Source organism: Microcoleus sp. w1-18aA5 (assembly GCF_036701705.1).
GTDB lineage: Bacteria > Cyanobacteriota > Cyanobacteriia > Cyanobacteriales > Microcoleaceae > Microcoleus.
Window position 1 is genome coordinate 26,468 of record NZ_JAUPTE010000046.1, and the last position, 22,791, is coordinate 49,258.

At 45.2% G+C, this 22,791-nt stretch carries 11 protein-coding genes; 7 read left to right on the forward strand and 4 right to left on the reverse strand.

Translation table 11 applies throughout. The features are described 5' to 3' along the window. Nucleotides 1-77: 77 nt before the first annotated feature. Complete coding sequence (locus Q5691_RS17370) at nucleotides 78-968, forward strand: glycosyltransferase (protein ID WP_333213303.1); 891 nt, start codon at nucleotides 78-80, stop codon at nucleotides 966-968. Between the two features lie 305 nt (nucleotides 969-1,273). Here Q5691_RS17370 and Q5691_RS17375 read toward each other — a convergent pair whose 3' ends face one another. Together Q5691_RS17375 and Q5691_RS17380 are read right to left on the reverse strand one after the other, a co-directional pair. Next, complete coding sequence (locus Q5691_RS17375) at nucleotides 1,274-2,305, reverse strand: PleD family two-component system response regulator (RefSeq protein WP_333213302.1); 1,032 nt, start codon at nucleotides 2,303-2,305, stop codon at nucleotides 1,274-1,276. After that, nucleotides 2,298-11,330 carry a PAS domain S-box protein gene (locus Q5691_RS17380; protein ID WP_333345875.1) on the reverse strand — a complete coding sequence of 3,011 codons (9,033 nt, stop codon included), beginning with the start codon at nucleotides 11,328-11,330 and terminating at the stop codon, nucleotides 2,298-2,300. Before Q5691_RS17380 ends, Q5691_RS17375 begins: the two co-directional genes overlap by 8 nt. A 763-nt stretch (nucleotides 11,331-12,093) precedes the next feature. Here Q5691_RS17380 and Q5691_RS17385 point away from each other — a divergent pair. Beyond that, nucleotides 12,094-12,267 (forward strand): hypothetical protein, encoded by a 174-nt coding sequence (locus tag Q5691_RS17385; protein WP_333213300.1) that lies wholly within the window; start codon nucleotides 12,094-12,096, stop codon nucleotides 12,265-12,267. Between the two features lie 512 nt (nucleotides 12,268-12,779). Here Q5691_RS17385 and ribE read toward each other — a convergent pair. After that, nucleotides 12,780-13,493: a riboflavin synthase gene (gene ribE, locus Q5691_RS17390; RefSeq protein ID WP_333150934.1), complete on the reverse strand. Its 714-nt coding sequence runs from the start codon at nucleotides 13,491-13,493 to the stop codon at nucleotides 12,780-12,782. Between the two features lie 368 nt (nucleotides 13,494-13,861). Here ribE and Q5691_RS17395 point away from each other — a divergent pair, with 368 nt between their 5' ends. The 4 genes from Q5691_RS17395 to Q5691_RS17410 all read left to right on the forward strand — a co-directional run bounded on the left by Q5691_RS17395 (nucleotide 13,862) and on the right by Q5691_RS17410 (nucleotide 20,067). After that, nucleotides 13,862-14,368: a bifunctional nuclease family protein gene (locus tag Q5691_RS17395; RefSeq protein WP_006635481.1), complete on the forward strand. Its 507-nt coding sequence runs from the start codon at nucleotides 13,862-13,864 to the stop codon at nucleotides 14,366-14,368. A gap of 5 nt (nucleotides 14,369-14,373) precedes the next feature. Then, nucleotides 14,374-15,504: an aldo/keto reductase gene (locus Q5691_RS17400; RefSeq protein WP_333345878.1), complete on the forward strand. Its 1,131-nt coding sequence runs from the start codon at nucleotides 14,374-14,376 to the stop codon at nucleotides 15,502-15,504. Between the two features lie 668 nt (nucleotides 15,505-16,172). After that, nucleotides 16,173-19,397: a PAS domain-containing protein gene (locus Q5691_RS17405; RefSeq protein ID WP_333345881.1), complete on the forward strand. Its 3,225-nt coding sequence runs from the start codon at nucleotides 16,173-16,175 to the stop codon at nucleotides 19,395-19,397. A gap of 142 nt (nucleotides 19,398-19,539) precedes the next feature. Next, nucleotides 19,540-20,067, forward strand: a complete 528-nt coding sequence (locus Q5691_RS17410; protein ID WP_333213297.1) for a hypothetical protein — start codon at nucleotides 19,540-19,542, stop codon at nucleotides 20,065-20,067. A 38-nt stretch (nucleotides 20,068-20,105) separates the two neighbouring features. On the opposite strand, the gene Q5691_RS17415 is transcribed toward Q5691_RS17410, so the two are convergent. After that, nucleotides 20,106-21,215 (reverse strand): extracellular solute-binding protein, encoded by a 1,110-nt coding sequence (locus Q5691_RS17415; protein ID WP_333345884.1) that lies wholly within the window; start codon nucleotides 21,213-21,215, stop codon nucleotides 20,106-20,108. A gap of 782 nt (nucleotides 21,216-21,997) precedes the next feature. Here Q5691_RS17415 and Q5691_RS17420 point away from each other — a divergent pair. Beyond that, entirely contained in the window at nucleotides 21,998-22,396 is a 399-nt protein-coding gene (locus Q5691_RS17420) for a hypothetical protein (protein ID WP_333213295.1), read from the forward strand. The last annotated feature ends 395 nt before the right edge of the window (nucleotides 22,397-22,791 follow it).

Here is a 22,791-nt window from a genome sequence, read left to right on the forward strand (position 1 = left end):
TGGACTTCCACGTAGAAGTCGCTATAAAGCGGTCAACTGTCAACTGTCAACTGTCAACTGTCAACTGTCAACTGAACATGAACCAAGCTAAAACTCTATTTTCGATTATTGTTCCGACCTACAATCGCCCCGATAAATTAGCGGCGTGTCTTCAGTCTTTTGTTGAGATTGAATATCCGCGCGAGAAATTTCAAGTTATTGTCGTCAACGATAGCACCGAAATCTCTGTCGAAAATACAATTTCGCCTTTTCAAAATCAGCTAAATATCACTCTTCTGACACAACCCAACTCCGGCCCGGCAACGGCGCGAAATACTGGATCTTTTGCCGCAGAAGGCAAATTTTTAGTGTTTACAGACGATGACTGTACTGTGGGGGTAGATTGGCTGCAAAATCTGGAAAAGCGATTTGTGGAAACACCAGATTGCTTAATCGGAGGTCGAACTGTAAACGCGCTGCCGGATAACATTTATTCTACTGCCAGCCAGCAACTTATCGATTACCTTTACAGTTACTATAATGCTATTGGCGATCGCGCCCAATTTTTCACTTCTAACAATTTTGCCCTTCCGGCTGAGGCTTTCCAAAAAATCGGAGGCTTTGACACGACTTTTTCTCTCGCGGCTGGAGAAGACCGGGAATTTTGCGATCGGTGGTTGCATTCAGGCAATGCCGCAATTTACGCTCCCGAAGTTATAGTCTATCACTCACACGCATTAACTCTTCGCAAATTTTGGAAACAGCAATTCAATTACGGTAGAGGTGCTTTTTTGTTTCAGCAAATGATCTCGAAACGCGGGACTAATGGGAAACTACAACATCCGTCATTTTATCTGAATTTGCTAACTTATCCATTTTTCCACGCACCGGGCTTTCAAAAGCTATTAATTGCTGCATTGTTTTTAGTTTCTCAGGCGGGAATTGCTGCGGGATTGTTTTGGGAGAAAAACAAATTTGTTGAGGAATAGAGTTTGATTATTGAACCGCAGAGAACGCAGAGAACGCAGAGAGAGAATTACAACGGTTCCCGCTGTTATGAGGTACAATAACAACAATGAGCCAGCCAAGTTTGGAAATGTTGAGAATTTTTAAGTTGAGGGTACTTGCAATTATTGTATCAATCATAAAGGTGGTAGTTAGAGCGAACCTATGTAAAAAATATTTGAGTTGTGACCACCACAGTTCAATGGGGTAAAAATCTGGGGAGTATGGGGATAAACACCTAAATTAATTTATCTGGGAAGCAAGTTGAGTTGAACTCAAAGTCTAATGATTAAAAACTTTTCACAATTGAGCGGTTTCTCCCCTGCTCTTTAGCTTCATATAATACTTTATCAGCCGCAGCAATCAAGATTGAGGGGTCCGAGGTGTCCTGGGGAACTACACTGGAAACGCCTATACTCAAGGTGACGTATTTATTAACAGCAGATTGAGCATGGGCAATTTTAAGATTTAGAACTTCATTCCGCATCGCCTCAGCAACTTTTAGCGCTCCTTCAGCTTTTGTATTAGGTAGAATTACAGCGAATTCTTCACCTCCGTAACGAGCCAATATATCTGCCGGACGCTTAATAGCACGGCTAATCGCTTGAGCCACTTGCTGTAGACAGAAATCCCCGGCTAAATGACCATAAGTATCATTGTATTTTTTGAAATAATCAATGTCACCTAAAATCAAAGATAAGGGTAATTGATCTCGTGCCATCCGTTGCCACTCTTTATTGAAAGATTCATTGAACTGACGACGATTAGCGACTCCTGTTAAGCTATCTAAAGAGGCGAGACGCTGTAGCTTGATATTAGCTTCGACCAAAGCAGATTCAGCTTGTTTACGATCTTTAATTTCCTGTTGTAGCAATGTATTTTGCTCGGCGATTTTCTGTGCTTGCTTCTGAAGTTGGAGATACAGATTGCGGATAATTAGTTGGTTTTTAATGCGAGCTAAAACTTCGGCTGACTGAAAAGGTTTGCTAATGTAATCTACCCCTCCAGCATCAAAGGCTTTTACTTTATCAAATACATCATCGAGAGCGCTGATAAAAATTACTGGAATCTCCGCTGTTTGTGGATGATTTTTGAGCAACGAGGAAACCTCATAGCCATCCATTTCTGGCATCAAGATGTCAAGTAAAATCAGAGCGGGGGGAGAATTTTGGGCAACTTTTACAGCTAGCTGACCGTTAATTGCCTTCCGGACTTGATATCCAGACTCGGTAAGGATAGCGGACAAAACTCGGAGGTTGTCTGGATGATCGTCAACGATGAGGATATCCCCAAAGGAAGCGGGTACTTGATGACTATTCATTAATAGATGCTCGGATTAGATCAAAAAGTATATCTAAGCGAAAGTTATTAACCAAATCTGTGAGGGTGTGTGCTAAACTTGCCTCGCTTTCGGGAATTTGGTCAATTAACTGCAATATTAACAGGTCGTTACCACAAAGCACCTCTTGTCGGAACTGTGCTATCCACTCAGAAGACATGATATTTAGATCCTCTGGTGTTAAGTTTCTCGGTGTTGCTGGCTGAGGTGAGCTATGCGACAAATCCTCTTGATAAAGATAACGGACTCCTAAGTGTTGAGCCATCTTGTCAAATAGTATCGACTCTCGGAAAGGCTTATGTATAAAGTCATCGCAGCCTGCTGTCATAATCTTGGCTCGATCTTCGTCAAAAGCACTAGCAGTTAAAGCAATAATTTTTGTTGCGTTGGTAGGTGATAAGTTGGCAGGTAAGTTGTGATTCTCTCCAGCTACTCCACTTTGCTGTTCCAAAGCTTTTATTTCTCTAGTTGCTTCGTAGCCGTCCATGACGGGCATTCGCATATCCATCCAGATTAGGTCCGGTTTCCAAGTTGACCACAAAGCGATCGCTTCTTGACCGTTAACCGCTTCTCGCAGTTCAAATCCTAACGGTTTAAGTATTTTTAAGAGCAACTGACGGTTCTCTTCGACATCCTCAACAACTAGAATGCGGTACACAGGTTGATTTGGCTCTAATCCAATAACCTGCTGGGTAATCGATAAACTCTTCTCATCAGGTTCAGCAACCTCGCTAGCGAGGATATCAAATGTGAAAATTGTTCCCTGACCGAGTTGACTGCTGACAGCAATTTCTCCTCCCATCATCTCTATAAATTGTTGGCTGATGGGTAAGCCTAACCCCGTTCCTTGCATCGATTTGCGACCTGCTTCTGTTTGGACAAAAGGGTCAAATAAATTATCCAGTTCATCGGGGGCAATGCCGGGGCCAGTGTCTTCAATTTCAAACAACAAATAGGTTTTGGATCTGAAGTTGTGGAGGTCAGATTTTTCGGATATCCGACCCTTTTTCACTCGCAATGCAATGTGACCGGAAGCAGTAAATTTTATGGCATTTCCCAAAAGATTAATTAAAACTTGACGCAATTTATTTTCGTCAGCTTGCACGTATTGGGGACTATTTGATGCTGGTAGTTCAAAAGTTAGCTGCAAGCCTTTGGAAATCGCTTTGAGTTTGAGCATCTGTTCTAAATCGTTCAGTAGCTGATACAGGTCAAAGCGATTTTCATTGAGCGTAGTTTGACCTGCTTCAATTTTAGCCATTGACAAAATATCGTTGATTAAATTGAGCAAATGTTCGCCACTACGATTGATGATTCTTAGCTGTTCTTTTTGCTCAGAGGCAACGGAACTACTGCGAACCATCACCTGGCTAAAACCGAGAATGGCGTTGAGAGGAGTACGCAGTTCGTGGCTCATGTTGGATAGGAAGCGGCTTTTAGCGATGGATGCAGCTTGGGCGGCTTGGAGCGCTTTTTGCAAGGCTGCTTCTGCCTTTGTGCGTTCGCGAAGCGCAGCTTGCTGTTCGCTGACATCTATGGCATGACCTACGGCACGAATTGCTTGTCCGTTGGCATCTCGCGCGATCGTACCATAATCGGACAGGTAAACGTAGTGACCATCTCGATGGCGAAGTCGGTATTCCAACACGTAATAACTTTGAGTTTCGTTCGCAAAGGCTTCAGATAGTTGCTGAGAAATTTTGGGGAAATCTTCTGGGTGAACGTGTTCGTTCCACCACTCGAACTTAGCTTCAGCTTCTTCAGGAAGGTATCCAACGAGTTCAAACAATCCCCGCGTTCGTAAAATGATATTCTGCTTGAGATCCCAGTCGTAAATAAATCCTTTTACTGCCGATGCTGCTAGTTGAAAACGCTCGTTGCTTTGTTGCAGCGCTTGCTCCATTTGCTTGCGATCGCTAATATCGAAAGCTAAACCTTGAAGCACTTGAGTCTTTCCGTCAGCGCAAAAAACGAGATTGGCTCGATCTCTGAGCCAGAGCGTTTTGCCATTGCAAGTTATCATGCGATACTCGACGCTCAATGGTTCTCCCGTAGAAATCGTGGTGCTGACAGCTTGCCAAACGCGATTGCGATCGTCTGGATGGACGTAGTTCGCCCAACTATTAAAAAAGCCAGCAGACCACTCTTCTGGAGGAACTTCCAGCAATTGTTGCAGTTGCGGGCTGATGTAAGCTTCTTCGGTTGTTGCCTCAAGCGGAGAGATATAAACGACTCCGGGAATTTGTTCGATTAAGGTGCGATATTTATACTCTGCCTGTTTGAGCTTTTCTTCTACAAGTTTGCGATCGGTAATATCTAATATCACCCCATGCCAAACTTTAGAACCATCTTCGCGGCATTCGGGTTGAGCTTGGGCGCGCAGCCATCTTTGTTTTCCAGAAGGAGTTATATTGCGCCATTCAGAAGTGAGAGGTTGCACGTTTTGAACGGCGCGAACAACTGCTTCTTTATGCTGAGGTTCGTCTTCAGAAGAAAATTGCTTCAAAAGGGTACTTTGCTCTTCTAGTGCCTGCTCCGGCTCAATTTCAAACATATCTCGGCAACCGAGACTGATATATTCAAACTTGGCCGAACCATCGGGATAGTATCCATAGGAGTAAAGGGTTCCCGGAATGGTAGCCGTTAGGTGTTTGAGCCGACCTTCGCTAAGGCGCAGTGCTTCTTCTGCTCGTTTGCGATCGCTCACATCTTCGACAATGTACGACAATCTCGGACGGCCCTCAGAGCCAATGGTAATCGGGCAAACGCTGGCAGATAGCCACTTTTGCTCTGTAGGAGTTTCGTGAGCGTATTCAAATCGTACTGGAGCTTGAGTTTTTACAGCTTCCCAGTAATGGCTGAGCCAAAGTTGCAGGAGCGATCGCGGCATTCCCGATTTGCCAACTAAGTGATTCTGCATCGCCTCTGGGGTGCTGCCGAAGAACTGCGCGGTTGCTGGGTTCGCAGATAGATGCAAAAAGTCATCTTCATACAGCTCTACAATGCCCATCATCATGACGCTACTGTTGAAGAAAGCTCGCAAGGTAGACTCGCTCTGCCGCAACGCTGCTTCCATTTGTTTCAGTTCGGTGAGGTTACGCAGACTAACCACCACACTTGAAATAGTGCCATCTGCTTCAAAATAAGGAGCGTAGGTAGTGCTGACAAATTTCTCTTCGCCGTTGGGATATTTAACCCACAGTTCGTATTGGACAATTTCCCCAGTTAAACATCGATCTAGATTTGGTTTTAGTTGAGTTTCAAACAGGTCTGTACCCAAAACTTGACTAATAGCATTTCCGACTATCTCTTGCTCACGGCGCTGATGCCAAGTTAAGTATGCTTGATTAACAATTTGATAGGTATAATTGCGATTGATCAAACAAATTGCATCAGTAGTAGCAGCAACAATCTTTTCGTATCGTCGCAGGTTTTCTTCAGCAAGTTTGCGATCGGTGATATCTCTCCCTACTGCTTGCAATTCTACGAGCTGACCATTGTCATCAAATATGCCTCGGTTAATCCATTGCGTCCAACGTATTTTCCCGCAAACAATGACTCGATTTTCAACAGTAACAACTGAATTTTGCCAACTGATTTTATTGACGGATTGAGTGACATATTCTCGATCTTCCTCAAGCACAACGGGTTCGTAGTTACATCCCACAATTTCTTCCCGCTTTATGCCAAAAAATTGACAGTAAGCTTCGTTGACATAAGTAAAAGTGCCATTAGGTAATAACCGAGCAATGAGTTCTGTCTGATCTTCAAGAATGGCACGATAACGCGCTTCGCTTTGTCGCAGTGCCTCTTCTGCCTGTTTGCGAGCAGTTATATCAGCAAACGAGCAAACAACTCCCTTAGGAAGAGATTTATCAGATCGAAATATAGGTCGAGTATTAATGGAAATCCAGGTAAAACTACCATCTGGTTTGTGGACTCCCATCACCACGTTAGAGAAAGCTTTATTCGTTCGCAGCGTCACCATTGCCGGGTGTTCTTCTCCTGGGAATGGGGAACCGTCTTCGCGAACGGTTCGCCAAGCGGGATCGAGGGAAGTGCGCCCCATCATTTGCTTGCGAGACAAGCCCAAAATGCGTTTGGCACTGGCATTACAAGTACGAATCGCACCGTTGGCATCTTGCAAGACAATACCCTCGGCCATTGCTGCTATTACAGTACGGTACTGTTCTTCACTTTCTTGAAGCGCAGCTTGCGTTCGCTTGCGTTCGGTGATGTCGCGCACAAGACACACGACCTCATCGGCACCGCTGTTTACAATGCGCGTTTCGTAGCTGTAGATGCCATCCGGTTTTTGCAGGTCGTGTTCATAAATTTGTAGCGTTCCGGTTGCCGCTGCTGCCTGGAAACGTTCGAGCAAGTCGGTTTTAATTTGTTCGGGAATGGGGGTGTCCTGTAACTTTTTGCCAATTAGCGCTTCGCGCGGCATCAGTAAGGCACTCTCATTTCCCGCCACATCTAAATACGTGCCATCTACCCGATGCCGCACCATCAAATCGGGTATCGCACTCAAAAGCGCCTGCATTCGTTCTTCGCTTTGCCGCAGTGCGGCTTCCGTCCTCTTGAGTTCGGTAATATCTGTAGAAATACCGCACAAGCCATAAACATCGCCGTCAGAATTTTTTAGAGGAACTTTGGTCGATAAAACGTGATGCAACTCTCCATTACTATCGATTCCAATTTCCTCAAAGCGATGGACGACACCGCTGTTTGTCACGCGATCGCAAGTTTCTTTGTAAGCTAGAACAAATTCTTCAGCAAAAAATTTGCAATCGTTCGCTCCGATAATTTCAGATGCGCTATACCCAAAAAATTCCTCAGTTAAGCGATTGACATAGACGTAGGTGCCATTCAAATCTTTGATATAAATACAAGCACCTGCATTATCTAGGACGACTGATAGTTTAGCTTCGCTGCGCCGTAATTGGTCTTCTATTTGCTTGCGTTCCTCAATTTCCTGCTCTAATTGAGCATTTGTTTGAGTCAGTGCAGCCGTGCGTTCTTGTACCTGAGTTTCTAGAAGTTGATTGTAATCTTTTAAAAGTTGTTCTGATTGTTTGCGCTCGGTAATGTCAGTAAGAGTGCCGATGTAACCGATGATGTTATCATCAACATCTTTTTCCGCGATCGCTTGTGCCAATACCCAGATAATGGTGCCATCACGTCGCTGTAAGCGGAGTTCGCAGTAATAGGGAATGCCTTGTTGTACGAAGCTATACCAAGCAATAGTAACGCGATCGCGATCGTCTGGATATAGCCTTGTTGCCCAACCCTCACCGATTAATTCTCCTAAAGAAAGTCCAACCATCTCTAAACAGCGTTCGTTGCCGTACACGCAATAGCCTTGAGTATCGTTACGGAATATGCCGACAGGGGCAGTTTTCGCTAAAGTAGCAAAGCGTTGTTCGCTTTCCTGCAATGCTTTTTCTGCTTGTTTGCGTTCTGTAATGTTGGTAACAATTCCAGTGGCAAACCAGTAATCTTCAGACTTATGCTTTTTAGCGAGCAAAGTGTTAGATAACCAAAGCAAATTGCCATTTTTATGGCAGAATCGATACTCTATAGTTATTTGCCGTCCGGCATACAAATCTTGCATTGCTGGCAGAACGATTGCCTCAATATCTTCGGCAGGAACTCTAGAAAGCCACAAATTCGGATCGGCAGCAAATTCTCCTCCTTTGTAGCCAAGAATCTCCTCTCCATTGGGAGAATAGTAGTCGTATTCCCAGACTTTATCGGGATGGATGCGGGCAGAGGAAATAAAAGCGGCTGTATTGTCAAGCACTTCTTTGAGTCTGGTTTCCGATGCTTTCAGGGCAACTTGTGCTTGTTTGAGTTCGCGCAGCGCGGCTTGCCTTTCGGCAATTCCCTGCCGCAATTCCTTATTTGCTGTTGCGAGTAGGGCACTACGTTGTTTGACTCTGACTTCTAACTCGTCGCGAGCCTTTTCTAGAGCTGCTTCTGCAACTTTGCGGTCGCTGATATCGCGAGCGATCGCTAAAACCGATTGCACCGAGCCATCACTGCCAAACTCAGGCACCACACGAGAAGCATAATAAGTTAGCCCTGCAACAGATGGAATTTCGTATTCAATGTTTTGCTCGCAACCTGTTTTAAATACTTGTTCAATGGCTGTTCGCCAAAGATTAACTAACGAGTTGGGCGTACCCAACTCGTTAATAGTTTTACCGAGAAACGCGGCAGGAGGAATCCCGGATAGTCGTTCAACTATGGGATTGATATAGAGATAGCGACATTCCCGATCCAATCGCATGATAATGTCAGGCGCATTTTCTACTAAAGCGCGGAACTCTTGTTCTCGCTGTTGTAGAGCTGCCTCTGCTCTTTTGCGAGCAGTAATATCGATTGCTACCCCACCCACCAAAACTTCCCCCGATGAACTGGGCAGTGGAAACTTGTAAACCAAAAATTCGCCGATACTACCGTCTTCAAGGGGAGCAAGCTCAATCGCTTCGAGCGTTTGATTGGTTTCTACAACTTTGCAAATATTTTTTAAATATTCTTGAGTAAACTCTAGTGGATATATAGAGTCAAGAGCTATTTTGCTAACTAAATCTTTGGGCAAGTTGAATATACGGGAATAGGTTTGGTTGAAGTAGAGAAGTAGCCCATCTCTATCTGTAATCCAAGCAGCAGCGGGGCTGGCATTCATAAATGCTTGGAAGCGGGCTTCACTTTCTTTTAAGGCTGCTTCTGCCTGTTTGCGTTCGCTAATGTCGCGCAGAAAAACGGTAAAAACTTTTTCCTCTGACAATTCCAATTGAGAAATTGAGGCTTCAGCCGGAAATTCCGTACCATCTTTACGACGACCAATAATCTCGCCGCGCTTGCCCATCTTTCTTGCTGTTTGGGTAGATTGGGCAAATTGCCTTACCTGCTGCTGATGGTTTGCCGCAAAGCGTTCTGGCAAAAGTCGATCGAGTGTCTGACCGAGCATTTCCTCGGAAGTATAACCAAAAATCCGTTCCGCGCCCTGGTTGTATAAGGTAATTTGTTGGCTGGAGTCTACTGAGATAATGGCTTCGTCGGCAATGTCTAGAACCCCAGAGAGGCGTGCTTGAGAGGCTCGCAGTGCTTCCTCTGCGCGATAGCGATCGCTGATATCGCGAGCGCAGGCAAAATTGTATTCTTTCCCGTTAAATTCCAGGTAATTCAGCGTTATTTCAACGGGAATAACACTGCCATCTTTTCTGAAATGTTGAGAAGTAAATGAAAGTGTTTTCTGCTCTTTTAGTTCTTGCCAATGGTGCGGCCATACCTCAATGGGAAAATTGGGATCGGCATCCCAGACACGCATCGACAGCAACTCTTCGCGAGAATATCCTCTTTGCTCGCAGGCTGTTTGGTTCACCCGCAAAATTCTGGCATCGCGATCGACCCAGGCAAGGCCGAGAGAGGAGTGTTCGAGCGAAAAATCAGCCAGTTGCAGTTGTTCTTCTATTTGCTTGCGTTCGGTAATATCTTCAAAGAGATAAAGCCGTCCGAAATAGCGATCGCTATCGTCGCGAATTTGTGTCGAAAAACGACGAATCGTGCGCCCATCGCTAAAAGGAATTTCATCTTCAACAACGGCTCGATTCTCTTCACTTTGCAACGGTTTACAGGATTCGGCAAAAGCCGGAACATCTGCAAGTACGGGCAGGCAGTGAGGAACGATATCGTTGTTTTTTAGTTGACCCCGCTGCATCTGTTCTTCTAAGTGTTCGATACCCCAGATTTTGCAGAAGCGGTGATTGAAGTAGAGAATGGCATCGCTACGGTTATCTACAACAAAAAAAGCGAGTGGCGAAGCGTGAGTCATCGAACGCAGCAAAGTTTCTTTCCAGCGCAGCTCTGCTTCAGCCTTTTTGCTTTCTGTAATATCGGTAGAAGAACCGACCATTCTAATCGCATTGCCATCGTCATCCCACAATGCCTGACCGCGATCGAGAATCCATTTATAAGTCCCGTCTTTACATAAAATGCGGTGTTCGGTTTGGTAAAAAGGTGTTTTTTTAGTAAAGTGATTTTCGATTGTTTCCATTACCCAGGTAAAATCGTCTGGATGGACTCGTTTAGCCCATTCATCTAGATAGTGGGAAATTTCGCAGTCTTCATAACCCAGTATTTTCTTCCATCGCGCTGAGAAAAAGACTTCATTCGTTCTGACATTCCAATCCCAAATTCCATCTTTGTTACCCCGCAATGCTAACTGCCAGCGTTCTTCACTTTCTTTCAAAGCATTTTCAGCCTGCTTGCGCTCCGTGATATCCATGCTGACGCCAAGTAAGCGAGTGCGCGAATCGGGATCTACTAAAGGCGTTAAAGTGGTGAGAAAGCAACAACTCTGTTCTCCAAAAGGCAGATTCTCCTCGTAAGAGATTGTTTTGCCTTGCTGCAAACAGTCATGGTAGTGCGCTCGAATCGTAGTACCTGTATCGATGTCCCACAGTTCGTCCAGCCGTTTACCAATCCAATGCTCAGCCAAAGTTCCACTTGAGGTTTCAATGGCTCGATTCATGCTGACAACTTGAAACTCGCCATCCTCAAGCTGTTCCACCACCCAAATGGTGTCTGTCACGGAGTTATAAATGTTGCTTAAGAACTGCTCTCGCTCTTGAAGGGTTGCTTCTACCTTGATCCGCTCTCTAATTTCCTGCTCTAGTTCTCGATTAGCTGCCTCTAACTGTGCGGGACTGGGAAGCGCTAATACTTTTGGGATTAACGGCACCAGCACTATAGCTGTCACCACTGAAACCAATGCGGTGATGGCTTTGAGGCAGCCACTCAGCCAATAGGTAGGATGCCAAAGCGTCCAAATCTCCATCAGGTGAGTGGTGCCACAAGCGATGATAAAGGTGCTAAATAGCAGAAATATCCAAGGGTAGGGCAAATCTTGTCGCTTACGAACAAAATAGAGCAGCGTAATGGGAATTGAATAATAAGCCAGGGCAATCAGCGAGTCGGAAGCGATATGAAGACTCACCAATCCTGGCTTCCAGAGATAGCAATGCCCGTGAGGGATAAACGGTGCTATAGCAAAAAGGTTTTTCCAAAGTTCCAGCATTTTTTTCTAACTGCCATAACAACTTTTGCGATCGCCCTGGGAGGGTGACAACCCGCCTGAAATCTTTATGGAGTAAAGATTTTGCCCACTTATGCTACAAAAAGATAGGCAGCCGAATTGTTACAAGCTAGCTTAACGCAAAAATAATGTTACCCCATTGGTAACAAGTTAGAAGCGAGTAGATTTTGTCAATACCCCTTTGTGTAAGAAGAATATAATTAAATAATAATGATAGCAATACTCCGGATAGTTTTAAATCATCCTAATCTTCCTTCAGTCTTGTCTTATGGTACTCTGGCTGCTTAAAAACTGTCCGGAGTATTGCTAAACTCCTGTTATCAGGAATTAAAACTTGACACACGTTGATTCCCGTTTTTGCGCGATTTGCACGGCAACTGCACTGTCAAGAATCTAAGATCTGAATCTAAAACCTGAAATTACAGCACTTCCGGGTGTTATGAGGTACAATAAGAATAGATTAGAAAAACACACCACTGAAAGCATATTCAGTAGATTTGCTTTCCAAAAATAGTAGCAGCACATCAAGATCAGAAGCTGTCCATGAGAAAAACAGCAGCGATATTTTCCGTCAGTAAAAGCTCTTTTCAGAAACTGGTCAAGCAACAAAAAATTGAGGGGAATTTACAGCCCAAACGAGAGTGGTAAACCGAGATACAGTCATTTGAATAATTCCACAGCTTCTTTGAGAGAAATAGTGGCAGCACATCCCGATGCAACCTTACTAGAATTGTGTGAGTTATTTGCCCAGAAAACGGGAAATTGGGTGGGTAAAACAGCCATGTGTAACGCCTTACAAAAGTTGGGATTAAATCGTAAAAAAAACAGTGAGAAGTAGCCAATTCGGCACTGAAACAGTCATGGAATTAAAGTTATAGTATTGGGAAAAAGTCAAGCATATGGACCAAAAAAATCTAGTATTTTTAGATTAGACTGGAGTATTACGCTTGTTTAACCAGAACTCATGGACGTTCCCAAAGAGGAACGACAGCCTATGCGGTCAAACCTTTTTATCGTGGCAAGAAAGTCACAGTAATTGGTGCAATTAGTTTCCAGCGAGTAGTGGCATTAATCATGACCATAGACAACTCGATTGATAGCCAAGCATTTGAGGTGTTTATCGCTCAATGTGCTGTAAGATTTAGTAGGGTGGGTCTGCTTTGACCAGTAAATTATTAATATAATAATTCGCTCCTGATACCTTCTACAACTCAAAAACAGGTTCACCTGCCTGTTCCACAAACAGTGAGTTTTTTTGTGGGGTTGGCAGGATAACCCGCCCGTAAAAGGCTTATTGAGGATGGTGTAATATCTCAGATATTAGCAAGGTGCGCGATGCGTACCCACAGATTAGATAAATCCGTGTTCTGCTAAGAATTCTGGTGTAATTGTTCCCAAACTGTTGATTGTGGGGGTTTCTTCCCACGGTTCGGGATGAGATTTTGAGCCGCTGCGGAGAAATTTGGCGACATATTTGCCTAGAATATCTGCTTCTAAGTTTACTAAACTTCCTGGTTGCAAATAGCTGAGGTTTGTCTCACCAAAACTGTGGGGAATGACAGCAACTTCAAACCAATTGCCGTCAGCATCGCAATCGGCCACGGTTAAGCTGATGCCGTTGACGGCGATACTGCCCTTGGAAACGATGTAAGGTGCGATTTGACGTTGCCATCCCGAATTTGCTGTTGGTGGGGCAGTAAACCGCATCTCCCAAGCGTTCGCGGTTTGGGTTGATGTTGCTAAAGTGCCGATCGCATCTACGTGCCCCGTCACGAAATGTCCCCCCAATTTGCTACCGGCGCGCAGGGAGGTTTCTAGGTTCACCAAAGCATCGGGGAATGATCCCAGAGTTGTGCGCCGGAGAGTTTCTGGCGAAGCGACGGCGACAAAACCTTGCGGCAGAACTTCCACTACCGTCAAACAAACTCCATCCACGGCTACGCTGTCCCCAATGGCTAAATCTTGTAAAATCTGGTAGGAGTTGTTTGATGTGCAGGAAATTTGGAAATAATCGTTGCCTAGCGACTTCAGCTTTCCGAGAGATTGAATTAGTCCTGTAAACATAAGTATTTTTCCGTAGTCGATCGCTTATTTACATGAAACCATAGAGACAAACCATAGACAGGAGGTTTTGCCGTCCCCTCTCCCCCCGAGTCAATCTAAAATCTAAAATCTAAAATTGGAAATCGACAGTCCCCGATCCGTAGTTGATCGCTTATTTACATGAAACCACAGCCATAAACCAGACACAGCAGCTTTTGCCGTCCCCTCTCCCCCCGAGTCAATCGAAAATCGAAAATCTAAAATCTAAAATCGATAGTCCCAGATCTGTTGCAGATTCCGGCGAAGATCAAGTCATACTGGATTTAGGTGATCTTTATGTCCAAGTTCTCTACTGCCTTACAGTTTCTTAATTCTATGAGGCCGATCGAATGATTGAAATGAAAGTCGCTGGAATTGCCTTAGATGCAGCCACGCGCAGTCCTATTGTCCTATTGAGAGACGCTACGGAGCGACGGGCTTTGCCTATTTATATCGGTCAGGAGCAAGCAAAGGCTATTATTAGCGCGATCGAAGGCCACAAGCCTCCTCGGCCCTTAACTCACGATCTGATGGTCAATTTTTTAGAGGCATGGAGTCTTACCTTGGAGCGCATAGTTATTCACTCGCTGCAAGATAACACGTTCTATGCCGTCCTGATCGTCCGTCAGGGAGAAGTTAAAAAAGAGATCGATGCCCGACCTAGCGACGCGATCGCCCTGGCCCTGCGTACGAACTGCCCCATCTGGGTGATGGAAGAAGTCGTCGCTGATGCTTCGATACCGGTTGATCGAGATGCTGATGAGGCCGAACGCCGGGCCTTCCGGGAATTTATCTCAAACCTCCGTCCAGAGGATTTGATTAAGAGAAGCGGCTTCAGCCCAGGCGAAACTTCCTAAACTTTATGCGCTATCGACGGTTTGGCAAAACGGAGTTGCACCTGTCTGTATTTTCCTTGGGAACCATGCGCTATTTGGCTTCTGAGGAAATTGCCTGTCAGACTGTACAACAGGCGGTGTCTCAGGGAATCAATCACCTGGAAACGGCGGCAGGTTACGGTTTCAGCGAGGAATATCTTGGCGCGGCCCTTTCGGCTGGTTTGTCTGTCGATCGATCGCGCCTCCACGTCACTACAAAAATTTCCCCAACCGAGGATGCAGCAGCAATGGAACGCTGTATCGACGCATCCCTCAAACGTCTGAATTTAGACTATATCGATTGTCTGGCAATTCACGGTTTGAATACTTGGGAACATTTGGCGATTGTGCGATCGCCCACAGGCTGCATGGAATCTGTACGGAAAGCCCTGGCTGATGGTCGCATTCGGCACGTCGGCTTTTCGACTCACGGGCCTCTGGATCTGATTTTGGCTGCAATAAATACAGATTTGTTTGAATTTGTCAACCTGCATTATTACTATTTTTTTCAGCGCAACGCCCCGGCAATTGAACTCGCCAAAGACAAAGATATGGGCGTTTTCATCATTTCCCCAGCCGATAAAGGAGGGCAACTCTACACGCCCCCGGAAACACTCGCACAATTGTGCTCGCCTTTCTCGCCCTTAGAGTTAAACTATCGGTTTTTACTTAGCGATACTAGGATTGGGACTTTGAGTGTGGGGGCTGCAAATGCGACAGAATTAGAGCAACCTCTGAAATATTGCGATCGCGACTTTCCCCTCACCAACGCCGAAATCGCTGCGTTCGATCGGCTAGAATCGGCTATTGCAGACACTTTGAAAACCGACAAATGCAGCCAGTGCTATGCCTGTTTGCCTTGCCCGGAAAACATCAACATTCCCGAAGTATTGCGACTCCGCAATCTCGCTGTCGGGTTCGACATGACTGACTTTGGCAAATACCGCTACGCCATGTTTGAAAATGCTGGACACTGGTTTCCCGGCAGCAAAGGCAACCGCTGCACCGATTGCGGCGAATGTTTGCCCCGGTGTCCCGAAGAGTTAGACATCCCAACGTTGGTCAAAGATACTCACCAGCGACTCGGTGGCAAAGCAGGCAGGCGGTTGTGGGATTGAAAAAAATGTGAAGCAGGGAAAAGGCGATCGAGCGTATCTAAGTTTTGCAATAATTACGCTAAACTTGGGTTTAACCTTACATCTTGCACTATTCTCAAGAACAGGCTTTCCGGCCTGTTCCACAAAGAATTAATTTCTTGTAGGGAGTAGGGGTTGGGCAGGAGAGCCAGCCCATAAAAACCTTATTGAGAATGGTGCAACATCTCAGTTTAACTGAATTTACGATACAGTCGATCGAGAAACTACTTCGTTTTACGACTGTATGCGAGAGCATCCCGATTTTGCAAAAAGCGTTTTTGAGGAGTGCGAGTATCTTGCACAGCAAAGCTTACCTCTAACCGCGAACACTCCTGTGAAAGCACTCATTTGGATGTTCCGAACACACTTTAAATAGGAGCCGATACTATATGTAAAAGCAACTAAATAACACAATCTGATTAACACATAGAAACTGATTTCTTTGAGAATACCAGTCATTTTATTGTTTGCTTAGTTGGCGGTGGCGAGAGCGAACAATTTTATGATAAGTGATTAACCGAACTCGATATAAAATATAAAATCGTTCAACGGCTCGCTCACGCCGAAGTCTAAAATCTAAAATCTAAAATTAATTCCCTGTCCGATTAATTGATAGCCTGTCATCTACAACCGATCTCGCATCTACTACTATGGCTCATACTCAGTTAAACGACAGCCAGCAACATTGTCTGCAGCAAACTAAAGTTGCGACTTCCGAAAGAAGATTGAAAGCAGCTTTCAATCCGTCCACTTACAACTTGTCCGTCACCAGAAAACAGCTAATTGGACTGGTGGCTTTACAAACAATTTTGCCAGTTGGGCTAACGGGAGCAGCACTTTTGCTAACCTCGGCCGTTGCAAACAATCAACTGCAAAATCAAGCAAAGTCAGAACTGAGCCTTAGTGAAATTAACTACAATCTCCAACTCGATCGCGCCACCGACCGTTTGCAAAACTCCTCTGACCGCAAAACGATCGCCCAAACAGCCTTAGCTTACAACAGTGGCAAAAAAGTATCAGATTTGCAAAAATCTGTCAAGCAAATTCTAGAAAATCAAGTCAAAACAGGGGAAATAGACAGCGCGGCATTAGTGGGAAAAAACAGGCAGATAGTGGTTAGCGTCAACTCCAACCAGAAGGGAAAAAGTTTTAACCTGCAAAAAATAGTCGATCGAGCATTTGGTGCAAAAAACCCAATTACAGCTACGGAAATCATTGCAAAATCGGAAGTTCAAGAACAATTCGGATCTTGGCCACCCGGAAAGGGATATCGCCCTGTTCTCGTCCACTACGCAGCAATTCCCGTAAAAGATCCAAAAACTCAGACAGTGATTGCTGCCTTAGTGTTAGGAAAAATTATCAGCCAAACGTCGGCAGTTGCTAGCAGCGAAATGCTCAACTTACAGGGTGGCGGATATCAGGCTATCTACGCACCGCTGGCTGACGGCAAATTTGTCTTGGCAAGTTCGCAAGCAGTTACAAAAAAACAACAGTTACCAGACTTGCTGGCAGAAAAATCGCTGCTGAAATCTGCACTCGCCGCCGGCAAACCAGTCGCCGGAAACGTACAAATAGGCACTCAAACTTATACAGTAGCTGCCAAATCCCTTGGCAATTTAGCGGGAAAACCCGCAGCAATTTTAGTTCGGGGCATCCCCAAAACCTCGATCGCAACTTGGTGGGGCAACAACTGGCTGCTGGCAATGTCTGCGGCTGCCGTTGTCCCCTTCGCCTTGGGAGTTGCCGTCACTCGCCGGATTGCTAAACCCGCTAACTCAGATTTATCAACAGCAGACGGGAATTGGGCATTTAACTCCAGCGCCGAACCGCCGCAGCGATCGCGGACATTTGATATAATTTATGACAATTTAAATTTCGGCGAATTCCCCGATTTATTCCCTAAAAAATCGAGTTTAAACGGTAAATTAGCGGTCGATTTTCGATATAAAAAAAATCAGGGCGCTCTCCCGATCGCAAATCCCCACATCCCGCTCGCTTTCCAACCCCTAGAATTGCCCGAAAACTCCGTCTCAAACCAGTCGCGACAGGTAAATACAGAAAATACAGAATTAGAAAAAAGCGCGATCGCCTTAAATCTAGTCCAGGAAGCTTGGCAAGACTTAAATCGCCTCAACAGGGAATTGCAGCCAGAAATACTCGATCGCCAAAATACTCAAAAAGCCCTGCGAAAGAGCGAAGCACTGCTGCAAGCGATTTTAGACAACTCAACAGCAGTAATTTACATCAAAGATGTTGACGGAAAATACCTGCTCACCAACCGCCATTTTGACAATTTGTTCGACATCGCAAAAGAGCAAATAACAGGGAAAACCGATGGCGATATTTTTCCCCAAGACAAAGCAGCAGCCTTGCGAGAAAACGACCTGAAAGTTCTCGAATCCTGCTCGCCCCTAACCATCGAAGAACTCATCCCTCAAGACGACGGCCCGCACACTTATATTTCTCTGAAATTTCCCCTCTGCAACTCCGAAGGTAAAGTTTATGCAGTCGGTACAATTTCTACAGATGTGAGCGCTCGCAAACTTGCCGAACTCACCCTAGAAAAAGCCAAAGCAGAACTAGAAATAGAAGTCGAACAGCGCACCCTATTCCTCAAACAAGCCAACGAACTCTTGCGGTTTGAACTCGCAGCCAGAGTCCGCGGCGCCATCACCGTTAGACAAATGACGGCTCAGGTAGCCCGACACGCCCGAACAGTTGACGGGATTCTCGGCGCTTCTCTTGACCTAATTTTTCTAGTAGATCGATCGGGAAAATACACCTATGTCAGTCGCACCGCCGCTCAAGCTGCCGGCATGAACCCCAGAGAAATGATTGGCAAAACCTGGCAGGAATTAGGCTGGTCGCCAACAATTATGCAGCGGGTTCACCAAGAATGCCAGGGCATATTTGCCACAGCCGAACCCAAGAAAGGCGAAGTAATTGTCCCCACGGCAAACTGGGGAACCCGCGACTACGAGTACATTCTCAGCCCGGTTTGTGCGACAGACGGCAGCGTCGAAGCGGTGGTGGCGACGCTGCGAGATATCACCGAACGCAAAGACGCTGAGGAAGCGTGGCAGTTGGCCAAAGAAGCCGCAGAACTCGCCAACCGCGCCAAGAGTGCTTTTCTGGCAAACATGAGCCACGAGTTACGCACTCCCCTCAACGCGATTATCGGCTACAGCGATATGCTAGCGGAAGATGCCGAAGAGTTAGGCAACTTACAGGTTGTCTCGGATTTAGACAAAATTCGCACTGCTGGCAAACACTTGCTGCGGCTAATTGACGACATTCTCGACATTTCCAAAATTGAAGCTGACAAGATGGAGATTTACCTCGAAAGCTTCGATGTTGGAGGCTTAATCGAGGAGGTGATAACAACTATCAAACCGCTCATGGATAAAAACGGCAATACTTTGGAAGTATTGAGTTCTGCCAATGTCGGCGCGATGCACGGCGATTTGATGAAAGTGCGGCAGGTAATGCTGAATTTGCTCAGCAATGCTGCTAAATTTTCTGCTAATGGGGCGATCGTACTTACTGTCGAAAGAATTAGCAGTGAAGAATTAAAAAATAAATATCAACCGAGAGTTGCTCAAATGTTAATTTTGGATGCAGATTTTTTAATTTTCCGCGTGACGGATACGGGTATCGGCATGACACCAGAGCAGCAAAAGCGACTGTTCCAACCTTTCACTCAAGCGGACAATTCAACTACTCGCAAGTACGGCGGTACGGGTTTGGGACTGACTATCAGTCAGCGTTTTTGTCAGATGATGGGCGGCGATATTGAAGTTTCTAGCGAGTTAGATTGCGGTTCTACTTTTACTGCTTGTCTGCCTGCTTCATTGTTTAAGCGATCGGAATTTTAACAACAATTATTGTCCCAGTTCACAGTAAGAACTTCAGCAATCAAAATTTATTTTGTGAATACTAAATTACTCACTACAAACCTATTTTACCGGGTTCGATATTAACAGATAACTTTTGTGAAAAATCGGCACTTACAAATTTATGAATTACCAAAACTTTCGCCACAATAATCAAGTTTTCCGCCGCAGGCACGGCATTTTGACAAAAAGTTTATTTTTGTTCCTGATAACGGGTTCTGCGTGCCTCGGAACCTTGCTGGGTGAGCAATCTGCGGCTTTTTCCCAGGAGCCTGTCTGCCCTACTGGCAGCGCTGCTAATTTCCCGTCGCCCCCGCTTTCGCAAACCGAAAAAAGCGTGCCGAGTCTGTGGTTAGCTCAAAAACTCTTTGGCGGCAAATTGCTCGATCGCTGGTTTGTCGATCCCGGTAATGCTTGGGTAATTATCATAGTCAACCGCCAACTTTGGAGTTTGCTCGATTATATGGAACGCTATCAGTTTGTTAACCGCTTTGGCACTGTCGCCAACGATTATGGTTACAATGTGCGAGTTTGCAACCGTCAAGGCACTGCTTTGGCAGTTTATTCGTGCAAGGGCGATCGGCTTAACTGTCGGATTGATTTAGAATCTCTCTCAAATCCAGGTCTTCGAGGAAGGGTGAAAGGCTTTTAGATTAGTGTCCTTATAAGAGCTATGTACCTCACTGTAATTTAACTTCTCACTACTTGCCTAGTTTCTTGCCAGAGCGATCGATACAGCGAGATCCCCGCATCCCCAAAAGGCAGCAGAAAGTCGCTAGCAGCAAGAATCTTAGCATCCGGCAACAACACAGAATTAGTGCGAACAGCTTCCGGCAAATCTTCGGATTTCATGCCGACAATTATCGGCGAACTAGCCTTAGCCAGCAAAGATAATTGAGGAGCAACCCGAGGCTGCAAGCAAAAATCAATCCATTTTTCCACTAAAGAAACTGGATTCCCTGATGCTGGTTGTACCCACAAATCCGTCCAAAGTGCAGTTCCCGAAACCGGAACTACTAAAGCAATATCCTTTTGAGTTTGCAGCAGCGGCAGCAAGTCCCCAGATGAACCTACAGCTAACCAAGTATCGCCTAAAATTAATGGTTGCAGGTAAGCGTCAGAACTATAAAATTTAACTTGTTGGTGCAGATTTGCTAGTTCTTTTTTAAGATTTGGGACTTGATCTAATTGCTGGGTATTGTAAGATTGGCCGAGTTTTTTTAATGTTAAACCGATAACTTCTCTGGGACTGTCCGGCAGAGAAATTCGATCGCGCAATTCGACTCGCCACAAGTCTTTCCAATCTGTCGGAGTCCACCCCAAAGCCTTAAATTTGTCGGTTCGATAGGCAATTACCGTACTTCCCCAGCGGTAAGGTGCAGCCCACACTTTACCTTGAGGATCTAATTTACCCTCATCGTTGCGCCTGACGAGTTTTTGCCATCTTTCGGGCAATTGTGGCCAATTAGCAAATTTAGCAGGATCGATCGGCTTAATCAATTTTTGCCTAATTGCTAAAGTCAGCCAGTAATCTCCCAACATCACCAAGTTAGCTTGATTTTTTGATTCGGGAACCCGTTTCCACTCCTGCAACAGGGCGAATAATTCTTTTAATTGTGCTTCTTGCGTTACCTGCAAAAGCGGAGACGGTTGTACATCCCGGCTAAATTTGCTTACCAGTTGGGCCGGAATACCGTTTTTGAGCGATCGAATTTTGAGAATGGGCTTCGAGTCGCACCCTGCCGCCAATTGACTTAAAGTTAGGGTGGCGGCCCCCAATAGCAAAGACCTTCGTTTCACCTGTGAATCCGCTTTTCTAAATATTGACCCATCGTTTTGTGTTCTACAGCCCGGGAAATAATTGTTTTTCGAGTCCGGTAGTTGGCGCCGATTTTGTCTTATTTCTTCCTCAAACACAGAGCCATTGTACTCGATTCTGCTGCTAAGAGAGTCTGTTTGGCTCTTGCCCTGATTTTACCTTCTAACTTGTTGATCGAGCTTTCCGATGCCAAAAACTCCTCAACTTAACGCCTAATTTCTCTGCTGCAAGTTCCTTTGAGCCTGTTGTGCTCGCCAGCCGGGTCGATCGACCGCATCTGTGTTACATTTTTTAATATAACGAAACAACAAGAGCGCTGCCATCTGCAGTTGGATGAGGCTTTTCACACAACCGAAGTAAAAAAATATTTTTAAATCGGCGACAGCTTAATAACTAAAAAAACTAAAAATTCATTCATCTGAATCCTGAAAGCACTGGCGAGAGCGCAGTCAATCTAATAGGACGCTCTGCGATCCGACTCTCAGAAACCCGACGTTTTAGCTCTGATTGAAGGTTTGAACGAAGTATGGGGGTTAACCCACCCGGTTCCTGTGTCCAAGACTATCTAAAATCTAAAATCTACAATCTACAATCGACTCACGAATGGCGAGCGATTATCTTCAAGCTGCCTCCCTAAATCTACCGTCAGGATTGGGAACACAACAATTACGTCAAAAATTAAATAATTTAGTGATAAATCCAAGTTATGTAAAGATTTACATAAAATGTAAAGATATTAAGTTACGAGCCAAAGGATGATTGTATGGAAGCGCTCCGCCAGCAAGTTACAGTATTGAGCCAACAAGTCGAGGCCCTCTACAAACTCATAGAAAACCTCAATGAAAAGCTCTTGGAGTCTGCCAAGGAGACGAAGCTGACCCAGCAACAGAGAAACGATCGCTCTGGAACGGTAGGAAATAACCAAACCTCGCCCTATCAAAGCTACAGCAGTCTCGACGGCCTCCTCGAACACAAGGACATACTGTTAGATGACAGCTACTTCGACAAGAATTCTCAAAGCTTGGAAAAAGAGCTGAGCGCAGAGATTCAAATCCAGCGTTTAACAGCTCAGCTAACAGCAGCTTACAATCGAATTGCCGCCTTGGAAGAACAGTTGCTCTCCAAAAGAATGCACTCGCAACATCTAGGCGGGCCTAATTAAATATTGCTAGCCGGGATTGGGTACTAATCAAAAAAAAATACAAGTTGCGTTGATTTATGCTCGTCTACTTATAGAGTTATTACAGAGAGTTTTTCCCGTCGGGAATTAACAGGAAGAATACTGCATGAAAGCGAGATATTGTGTAGAAATAGGAAGGCTATTTCTTTGGTGAACAAGATTTTTTTGACAAACCGCAGAGGGCGCAGAGGACGCAGAGAGATAGAAGAAAGAGCAGAAAGAGAAGAAAGAGAGAAGTTCACAAATCCGGCATCGATTCTTATAACTCAATACGCTTGGGTTAGTGATAAAAACAGATCCTGCGTAGGTTGGGCCCGTGGAACGAACCCTCCGTTTCACTCCGCCCAACATTTTCGCTACAATTTTCCTTAACCCAA